Genomic DNA, 9503 nt, shown 5'->3' with positions numbered 1-9503 from the left:
GAATTTAATTTACTCCATTTGAGATAGGTGCACCCCTATGGGGTGAAATCAAAGCCTGGTCCTCTGGGCCTCCGGCTCCGCTTCCAGCCCGTAGGGCTTACAGGCCGGAGGGTAGAGCCTACGCCTCGGAGAGCCAGGATTCTTTACTCATCCTGCCAGTCTTCACCCCATTCCTCTACAGCCGCGGACTCTTTTGCTAAAACATCTAACCTGACAGCCTGAACCTTGCGATAAACTTTGTTGTATTCCTTTACCTCACCGTTGACCGTTAACAAATCGTTTTCAATAGAGATGCCGAAGAGGTCTTCGTTCTCCCTCAGATACGGCAAAATCAGCTCCCAGTCCGCGAGACTCAAGTCAACGAACTCACCGCCGTTGAGCTGGTCATCCACCACTTTATGGTGAGGATCTCTCAAATAAATGGCGCCGCCGGATGCAAGTGAAAAAAGGTTGGAACCGGGATAAGGGGTAGCCTGGTCAACGATGTGGCCTGCTTCATCAAACTCCATACCGTTTAAAACCACAAAACCTCCGCCGTCGAGTGGATCACCGGCCATAAATGACTCGGCGAGGTAATCCAGACAGGTTCCGTTGATTACGACCCGGGGACGACCGACGGCGTTAACCAGGGGCCGGCCGGCGGCGTTACCCATCACATAAACGTCACCGCCCTTGGCGCCATACATGAATGTCTGGCCGACATCACCGTAGATAACCAGTTTGCCGCGTTTTATTATCTGGCCCAGTTGATCCTGGGCGTTATCATGAACATAAATCTCTACGCCGTCAATCCCTGAAGCCAGGTAGTCACCGGAGCTGCCATAAACATCTATTCTAACGCCGTCGGTTTCTTTTGATAGACCGCAGCCGCAAAATCGCTGCCCTTTGTAACCGTAGCAGATGAAACTTTTCCAGCCCATTTCATAGGCGGCGCACATCAGCCGTGCATCGCAATCTTCACCTTCAGGAGGGAATTCTTGGGCGTTAACAACCAGAATTTTCTCATCGGCGCCCGGAGACCGCAACGCATGGCGACTGGCCCAATCGATATAGCGATACATTCCGGATGCATCTTTCTTGAAGTTTGGCGAAGCATCGAAAATCGACGTCAGGCTGCTTCTTATAATCTGAAGTATTGAGCTGCGCTTTTTATCGCCGGTTGGAAAACGCCGATTGTTAAGAAACGTCAATACCTCAATGGCTTTGGCTTTGTTTCCGTCGCTGCTGCTTGCCAGCTTAACTATCTCTCGGCAAACATGATTGAATTCAGCATAATCCCAGTCAATGATATTATTAATACAATAGCCTGTCAAATCCGAGATGTCGTCAGACGCCAGGCCGTTGGCCACTATTTGTGAAATGTTTTCCGCACCTGACGGCCTTGAAAGCTCGGAAGTTATCTTGTAGTGCTTCTGATCCGGCGAAGTTTGAACGACGTCGCCGAATTTATTGGTGCAAACAAGCTCTTTTGAGCCGTCTCCCTTGCCGGAGTCTTTGACGGTGAAGATAAAAGCACCGCCATCCGTAGCACTGCCGCCGCGGGCATTCCAGTATTTATCGGCAATCGGACAAAACCGGCTGTCCTCTGCGGCCAGATTTTGCAAGGTAGCATCAATAGCCTGCTTTTCAGAACATATCAGACCAATCTGTACATCGCCTTCCTGCAGGGCAAAAACCTGCGGACGCAACATGGAAGTATCGGTGATGCCGATAAGCTGAAAGTAGTTATCATAAGGATTGTTGCGGGCGATGATAAAGAACCAGGGACCGTCAGGAGACGAATGAATATGAGCCGACTGGAGATAGCGATAAATATGCTGTTTTTCAGACGAAAGTAAATCAAAGTCGTATTCAGAGGTCGGCGCCAGGGCCTCTATAATATATTCCATGGGATACTCAAACGTACGGTTTAAAAGATCGAAAAGCAAGACCGAAACTTCGGTGTCGGTTAGAAATTGAGGAAAGATGTTATACTGTTTTAAGTATTCGCTGACCGCATGATAGTTGGCAAAATCACCATTGTGGACCAGAGCCTCATCCAAGCCGCTGAAGGGATGGGCGCCGCCGGGATGCCAGACCCGGCCCTTGGTGGGGTACCGCTGATGTGCAATCCAGCCGTGGGCTCTGAAATCTTCCAGAAGATAGTACTGGGTAACCTGCTCGGCATAGCCGACGATTTTCAGGATCATGATATTGCGGCCGTGCGACAGGACAAAGGCCTGCTGTCGGCCCAGCGAGGCATAGAATTTCTGATTGAGGCGGAAGGTATTTTGATAAATAAATTCGTCTTCAACCTTGCCGGAATCCATGTTCTGTAACTGATTTTCCTCGATAAAACGATCCAGGGCCTTTTTTTTGACCCTGACAAAATATTGCCAGACATCAGGGGGCTTAACTTCCAGGCCCTCTACTTGCCGGTAATCGTCTAAAGTGGGAATGCGCCTGGCTTTATGTACTTCCAGAAAAGGTTCTATGGCCGCGGCCTCCACCTCAGGACGGCAGGCGGGGTCGAGCAGGGCAACCTGCAACAGATAGTGCGTGTTTAGAACATCCTGAGTTACCCCCAGATCCTCAGCGGAAAGACCGACTGCGGCGATACCGCCGCCCTTGCCGTTACCGCGATTGTGCATTTGTACCGAGGGTTCATAAATATGGCGCCCGCGAATCGGTATCGAAGAGATAAATCCGGTTACCCCGCAGCCACCCTCTTCCGCAGACTTTTTAACAGGTATATCCCCGTGGGGTAATTTGGCCCTTGAAGCCAGAATTTTATCGATGATCGAATCAAAACCGTAATGCATTGTTGATCCGTCCTTTTAATAAAATCGTGTTACGATTTTATCTTTCATTTGAATTCCTCGCTGCTTGCAGCGGGGAATTCAAATTTAAAGAATCATTTTTACCTGCGGCGCCGGCTGGTACTTAACCCTTTGGTCTTCGTCCAGATAATCGAGATGCACCAGAAGATCGGTTCGACCCCTCAGTTCCTTAAAACTACGCAGTCCGTACTGCCTTAAAATTTCACACCACTGTTTGCGCCAGGCCATATACATGTTAACGATACGCTGTTCGGCCCATTCCTCGTTCATCATATATCCCAGCTCTTTATCGGTCGTTGCAATACCGCGTGCGCATCCGCGGCCGCTTTCGCAGTTGCCGCATCGAACGCACTCCAAGGCGACTAGTTCGGCGGTCCCGATGACAACTCCATCAGCCCCCAGGGCGATCGCTTTAACCACATCCATGGCATTGCGAATACCGCCGCTGGCGATCAGGCAAATTTCATCCCGAACACCTTCATTGATCAAAAACTGATGCACTTTGGGAACGGCGTACTCGATCGGCATGGCGATGTTTTTCTTGGCAATGTCCGGTGCAGCCCCGGTACCGCCGTAGCTGCCGTCCAAGTGAATAATATGCGCTCCGGCATAGTAAATTCCCACCGCCACCATATCCACATCCGTGGGCGTGGAAACCTTAACGGAAATCAATCCGCGGGGATTGATCTCTTTTATCCAGTCCAGGTGTTTTTTGTGATCCTCCACCGAGTAGACACTGTGAAACGGGAAGGGCGAGAACAGCGCAGTTCCTACCACCGTTTCTCGCATGGCAGCAACTTCGGGCGTCACTTTATCTCCCAGCAAATGCCCCCCTAATCCGGGTTTGGCACCCTGAGCATATTTCAATTCAACAACCGGTGCAAACAGAATTGTCTCCTCCCGCACCCCGAACAGACCGGTTGCTATCTGAGTGATAACATGATCGGCATACGGAACCAGTTCCAAAGGATATCCGCCTTCACCTGTGCAGGTCAAGGTATTTAGCCTTTGGGCTGCCCGCGCTCGGCCGACAATGACCGGCAATGCGGTGGAACCGAATGACATCCCGCCGCCGTAGCAGGGAATGGAGATGGTCTTTTCAAGGCGACCGTCGCCTCGTTTATTCAAATCGACACTGGTGTCAATCTCCTCGTCGGTCAGGTTCAGGTAGGCTTCGGGTTCCGGCAACCGAAATCGAATTTTGTCAAAACCACCACCGGAGTTGCCTAGATTGTACTCCACATCAACTATGGGCAGGTTTCCGGTTTCCGCCATGTCCCAGTGCCCGATCAGCATCTCCGCCGTCCAGCGATAATCCCCCAGAGTTTCCAGAAGCGGATTAATACGCAGTGCCAGCGCTTGTTCCGGACAACGATCAACACAGAAAAAATCATTCTTACGGCATGCAAAGCCGATACACCGGTGATCTTTGGGGCGTATTGGTTTAGAATAATTGTCATGTCTGAGGTGCACGCCGTAAGGGCACAACTCCGCACACAGGCCGCAGGAAGTGCACCGCAAGTTTCTTCGAATCGTATATTTGCCAATGGGATTGCGGAACCGCGACGGCACCTGTACAATCTCGGGCAACTTGATCTTGTCTGTTTTATTGAGCATTTATTATCCTAACCCTATAACTTTCCTGGGACCGAATATGGGGCCGAAACTCTCCATTTCCAAATCTTCAAACCACATGGAACGACCGACCTCGCCCCGCAGTCTCCTGACCTCGCGGATGCCCATGGCACCCATAACCTCAATAAGCTGATTGTGCCAGGCGCTCATCAGATTAATTATCCGCTGGCTTCCCCATTCCGGATCGATGTAGTCGTCCAATTTAACCGGACAAGTCAAACCGTTCCGGCAGCGATAACATAACCGGCATTCCAGGGCAATGGAAAGCAGGTTGTCCACAACCACGCCGTCGGCTCCGCAAATTATGGCTTTGGCCATGTGCTCGGCCATGGCGATTCCACCGGAAAAAACAAGATTCACCTTTTGCCTGACCGCACCATCAACCAGCTCAAGGTGAATCTCGCGAATCATTTCCTTTAAGAACCGGGGGTTTTCCGCATATAGCTCCCTGCCGTATGCATCGGCATAAAAATGGAAGGTGTCTGCACCGGTATTTGACAGTTGTAACGCGCGAGATGCGGCCCGGCCGTCCATGGGGATACGTACCATCAGAATAAGCTCCGGTTTTAAGCCCCGAATACAGGCAAAACTTTTCTCTATATCGAAAGTATATGCCAATTCCACCGCCCTGCTTTTGCGGATAAGGTGTTCGTAATACTTGAAATTGTCAGCGGTAAAACTAGGCACCAGATTTTCGGCATAGGGAAGCAAAGCCTCGGTGTAGTCTTCCGGACGAACAATCATCAGGGTACCCAGCCTGTGCGCCGCCTTAGCCGCCGATATCCGAATCTGTTCGCTGATGATTAAGTCGGCGGGCAACTGGAACATAAAAGGTACCGGAATCTCCAAAATAGGCGGCACCTCAACAGCCAAAGTAAAATCTTTATTAAACCTCAACGGCGTAATCCTGCGGGAGATTTCGATACAGGTATTGATATATTCGCGCCCGTGAATCCCGTCTCGGGTGGGGCGCACGATCTCAGACATATCTGTCCACATGGCGTCGAATCCGGCCCCTACAAAGGGACCGTTGTAGCCGGCACCTGAAACCGGAATCTTGCCGGTGTGAGCCTGGTACCAGAGTTGGCGGATAATATTGGCCCGCCAGTATTCGTCCCCCAGAGACCGATATTCGGGATTGATCACCCGCGAGAAGATGCCTTTGGTGCATTCCTGCACGCAACGAAAACAGCTCTGGCAGGTATACAGGTATTCGGGCTCATCCATAGTGCTGGCATGCTGATAATTCTCATTGAATATTCCATAGACGCACTCTTTCTTGACGCATTTACGGCAGCTTCCGGCGCAATCTTCCCGGAATTCAACCGTAGCGTACCTGCCGATGGGCGGAAACCGCGGCGGCATCGTTTTTATGGGAATGTGATACTTTGGGGGCATAAAACTCTCCGTTAGCTGTTTATTGTTTTTTTAGACAGGATCTACAGGATTCTCAGGATTTTTTTGCCTTTCCTGCAGAAAGGCAAAAACCTAAATCCCTCTTCGTCTTCGAGGGAGTTCATTGGGCTATAAAAACACAATGAAGAAGCGACATGATCGTTCGGCAACAATATCATCGGCCTTTTTGGCTTTCATTTCCCGCTGAAAGCGGGATTGGAGTTTTCTTCCTTCCATCAGGGAAGGAAGAAACACAAAAGATCCATGAAATCCTGTTAATCCTGTCTAATATAAAAATTACTATTCAGCCGAACCCACAACTTCCTTATTAAGATCCGTTATTTTGTTGATTAGCACATAACGCGCAACTAAAATCATCAATCATCAATCGTCAATCGTCAATCACTGGGGCCGTGGCATCAGACCGGCAGCCTCAACGATTTCTCCAACCATTTCTTCCCACTCTATGGCCATGATATGGATACCGTGAATACCGTCAATTGCACGCAGTTCTGCAATCGTTTCCAGACTGATTTTAATTCCTTCCGCGGCAGCCTTTTTCTTGGGAACACCAGCCATGCGTTTGATCAGTTCCCCGGGCATATCGATTCCGGCCACCTTTTTTGACATATATCTGGCCATGCCCTCGGATTTCAAAGGGGTAATGCCGGCCAGAATGTAGACTTTTTCGGTTAAGCCTTCTTCCCGGGCCATGGTCATCCATTTTTTAAATCGATCCATGTTGAAAACACACTGGGTCTGGATAAAATCGGCACCGGCATCAATCTTTTTGGCCAGCCGAATAACGCGGTATTCGAATGGATCGGCAAACGGATTGGCAGCAGCCCCGATAAACATACGCGGTGAACCGTTCAGCTCGAATCCGCTCATATCCTGGCCCTCTCGACGCATGGTACGGACCATACGGATCAGATTCATGGAATCGATATCGAACACGTTCATAGCATCGGGGTGGTTGCCAAAGATCTGATGATCACCGGAAAGACAGAGTATGTTTTGGATGCCCAGTGAGTAAGCTCCCAGAATATCCGACTGCAGTGCAATCCGGTTTCGATCACGGGTCACCATCTGCATAACAGGTTCCAGTCCGATTTTCAGTAGATGCGCACAGGCCGCAATGCTGGACATCCTGACGATAGCTGTTTGATTGTCGGTGACATTTACGGCATCAACGCAACCTTTTAATACCAGGCCTTTTTTATTGACTATCTCGGCGTTGGCTCCTCGGGGTGGACCGCACTCGGCAGTAACCGCAAACTCTCCCCTGGATAAAAGTTGCTGTAATCTGCTTGAAAAATCCGTGTTCATATGAAGTGATCCTCTCTGATGAGTTTTCTGGGGCCCCCGGCATTACTCGAGCTCCAGTTTTTGGGCGGAATATAGATCCTTAAATTATCCAATTGTCCCAGCGCAGTGAGTCGCTGGATGATAAGCTGCCAGGCGCATTCAATTTCGGGATTAACTTCGCATATGCCCTGAATAGATCCCCCGCACGGGCCGTTGAGCAACTTCTTGGAGCAGCGCGTAATAGGGCAGACACCGCCGAATATGGCCAGCTCGCAATTGCCACAGCCGGAGCACTCCTCGGTAAATACGCCCTGGCGCTCCAGAACACCGATAAACATTGTATTTACTCCGGGAAGCACGGGTGTCCGGAAAAACCGTCTGGCAACAGCCTGCACGCCGGCACCGCAGGCCAAGGATAGTACCGTATCGTTGCGAGCGATGGCGGAAGCACTCTCTGCAATGAACTCATCTTCGCACTGACGTTCAACCGTAAACTCTTCAATTTCAATCTCTTTGCCGTCTTTTTTAAACGCCAGCCTTAAAGCGGATGCAAGGGTGGCGACCTCGTCTTCGCCGCCGGCAAAGCACGTCTTAACACAGGTTCCGCAGCCTAAAATGAGGAGCTTGCGGGCAGTCCCTACAATTTTCTTAATTTCTGCGATAGGTTTTTGTTCTCCGACTATCATTTGATTAACTCCTCTTTTTGCTTGTATCCCTAATACACTCAAACAGTACACGCCTTAAAAAAAGATCATCCCTTCCGCTGACAGATAATACTCTATAATAAAAACTCCCCGACACCTCAATTATCTCAAACCGCCGGATTGGGCCCCAATTCGTCAAGGTCCGCTAAGGTTTTACGTATTATTTCAGTTGCGGACGCTCTACCTCCGGGAGATAAGTTAAAGATCGACAGTCTCCGTCCGGACAGGCCGATTTCATCCAGCAAATCCTGTACCCACTTCACCCGTTTTCTGGCTCTGATACTGCCTTGTACATAGCGGCACTGTTCCTCGGGGCACACCAGAACAACCACTGCATCGGCACCGCTTTCAAAGGCTTTGAGCAAAAAAACATCCTTGACCATACCCGAACAGGGTAATTTGACGGTTTGCAATTCGTAATTATTTTCACCCCCCGCGGGCAAAGACACTTCTTCGAAAAAAGTGTTTATACAATAAAATACTGTTATCGTAGGCTTAAATTTCTGATCCATTTTCTTCTTTTTATTTAAGAATATACGCTTTCACATTCTTTAAAAAAAAAAGACGTCTTCCCAACAAGGGTCCAGACGTCTTTGTCTTGCGCTAAAAACTCGGCACACCTTTGTACAAAGTCTTTAAAGAATTTATTATTTAAATGTATTTTGGAAATTTGTCAAGACTAAGTTATATGAATGTAGGAGTATGCCCTGGATTGATGACCTGAAATAGCAACCGCTGACCTCGCAATTTGGTGCAGTTGGCTTCAATCCGTCCGGGCATATTAGCCAGGGGGTGTGATCTGCCGTAGTAACCGTTCACAGGTTCAGAGGTTCAGGGTTAAGGTTAACAAAAAAAGCAGCCCGACTCGGCTGCCTTCGACATGAGCTCACAGCCGCAGGGCTCGTCGCAGGCTGAACTTCTGAACTATGAACCTGTGAACGCCTAGCTCTATTTTTTATACTCGCAGATATTCATCCAGGAAGAATGCCCCGGCATTTTACAATACCAAAATATCCATCCGTCCACGGGATTGCGGGTTATGGAAACTGCTGCCGCCGAAGGCGATAAAAATTGCTTGCCGTTTAAAAATAGAGCTCCGTTCTTAACTTTGCCATAATAAAAACAGCCTTTATACTTGCTGCGAAATTCCGTACCATGGGGAAAAGTTACATCTTTGATTACCCATGGCCTAACAGCGCCAGTACGCTCAGATCCTTGTACCTGCCTGTCCATTCCGCCCTCCCTTTTTTGAATACTCAGTCGTCGGTTTAACTTTCTTGAAAGAACTGCGGAACCACAAACGAATGGGACTTTTTACGACGCCATCAAATTTAAATGCCATAATATCACTAAATACAGGTCGTTATGGCTGAAATGCTGCTATTGCACAAACAAATAAGGGCTAAGGCTTTTTTTAGCACATATAATTATATCTTTCAATAGTTAAGCTAAACTAATATTTTGCATTATAGTTGACACGTTATCGACTATTTTTTATTATTCGTAAATTCAGACCTCATCATTCACCAGATAAAAATGACCGTAGGCCGTTATATACTGCGGGATTTCACAAAAATTGAACATCCGGTCGGTCTGGGTTAGGAGGTTCAGCCTGCGACGAGCTCAGCCGAGTCGGGTTCAG

At 49.0% G+C, this 9503-nt stretch carries 7 protein-coding genes; all 7 read right to left on the bottom strand.

Annotated features, from left to right (window positions below; genetic code table 11):
- Positions 1-143: 143 nt before the first annotated feature.
- The 7 genes from V3S16_RS14605 to V3S16_RS14575 all read right to left on the bottom strand — a co-directional run bounded on the left by V3S16_RS14605 (position 144) and on the right by V3S16_RS14575 (position 9094).
- A complete protein-coding gene (locus V3S16_RS14605) occupies positions 144-2801 on the bottom strand; it encodes a hypothetical protein (protein WP_413886206.1) in 2658 nt (885 codons plus the stop codon).
- Positions 2802-2885: 84 nt separating this feature from the next.
- The gene (locus tag V3S16_RS14600) at positions 2886-4436 is read right to left on the bottom strand and encodes a glutamate synthase-related protein (protein ID WP_413886205.1); all 1551 of its coding nucleotides are present in this window, start codon (positions 4434-4436) and stop codon (positions 2886-2888) included.
- A 3-nt stretch (positions 4437-4439) separates the two neighbouring features.
- Positions 4440-5852: a glutamate synthase-related protein gene (locus V3S16_RS14595; RefSeq protein ID WP_413886203.1), complete on the bottom strand. Its 1413-nt coding sequence runs from the start codon at positions 5850-5852 to the stop codon at positions 4440-4442.
- A 399-nt stretch (positions 5853-6251) separates the two neighbouring features.
- Positions 6252-7178: a methylenetetrahydrofolate reductase gene (locus V3S16_RS14590; RefSeq protein ID WP_413886201.1), complete on the bottom strand. Its 927-nt coding sequence runs from the start codon at positions 7176-7178 to the stop codon at positions 6252-6254.
- Positions 7175-7843 (bottom strand): methylenetetrahydrofolate reductase C-terminal domain-containing protein, encoded by a 669-nt coding sequence (locus V3S16_RS14585; protein WP_413886199.1) that lies wholly within the window; start codon positions 7841-7843, stop codon positions 7175-7177. Before V3S16_RS14585 ends, V3S16_RS14590 begins: the two co-directional genes overlap by 4 nt.
- A 125-nt stretch (positions 7844-7968) precedes the next feature.
- On the bottom strand, positions 7969-8373 hold the full coding sequence (locus V3S16_RS14580; RefSeq protein ID WP_413886197.1) for a hydrogenase iron-sulfur subunit: 405 nt from the start codon (positions 8371-8373) through the stop codon (positions 7969-7971).
- A gap of 436 nt (positions 8374-8809) precedes the next feature.
- Entirely contained in the window at positions 8810-9094 is a 285-nt protein-coding gene (locus V3S16_RS14575) for a hypothetical protein (RefSeq protein WP_413886195.1), read from the bottom strand.
- Between the last annotated feature and the right edge of the window lie 409 nt (positions 9095-9503).

It is taken from the genome of Candidatus Desulfatibia sp., from assembly GCF_036446775.1.
Classification (GTDB): domain Bacteria; phylum Desulfobacterota; class Desulfobacteria; order Desulfobacterales; family UBA11574; genus Desulfatibia_A.
The sequence above is the reverse complement of the archived record's forward strand: the minus strand, read 5'-3'. Positions and strand labels throughout refer to the sequence as shown.

Excerpts from the sequence above, each read along its gene's own strand:
- V3S16_RS14605 (WP_413886206.1), bottom strand. The coding sequence starts at position 2,801 with ATGCATTACGGTTTTGATTCGATCATCGATAAAATTCTGGCTTCAAGG.
- V3S16_RS14600 (WP_413886205.1), bottom strand. The coding sequence starts at position 4,436 with ATGCTCAATAAAACAGACAAGATCAAGTTGCCCGAGATTGTACAGGTG.
- V3S16_RS14595 (WP_413886203.1), bottom strand. The coding sequence starts at position 5,852 with ATGCCCCCAAAGTATCACATTCCCATAAAAACGATGCCGCCGCGGTTT.
- V3S16_RS14590 (WP_413886201.1), bottom strand. The coding sequence starts at position 7,178 with ATGAACACGGATTTTTCAAGCAGATTACAGCAACTTTTATCCAGGGGA.
- V3S16_RS14585 (WP_413886199.1), bottom strand. The coding sequence starts at position 7,843 with ATGATAGTCGGAGAACAAAAACCTATCGCAGAAATTAAGAAAATTGTA.
- V3S16_RS14580 (WP_413886197.1), bottom strand. The coding sequence starts at position 8,373 with ATGGATCAGAAATTTAAGCCTACGATAACAGTATTTTATTGTATAAAC.
- V3S16_RS14575 (WP_413886195.1), bottom strand. The coding sequence starts at position 9,094 with ATGGACAGGCAGGTACAAGGATCTGAGCGTACTGGCGCTGTTAGGCCA.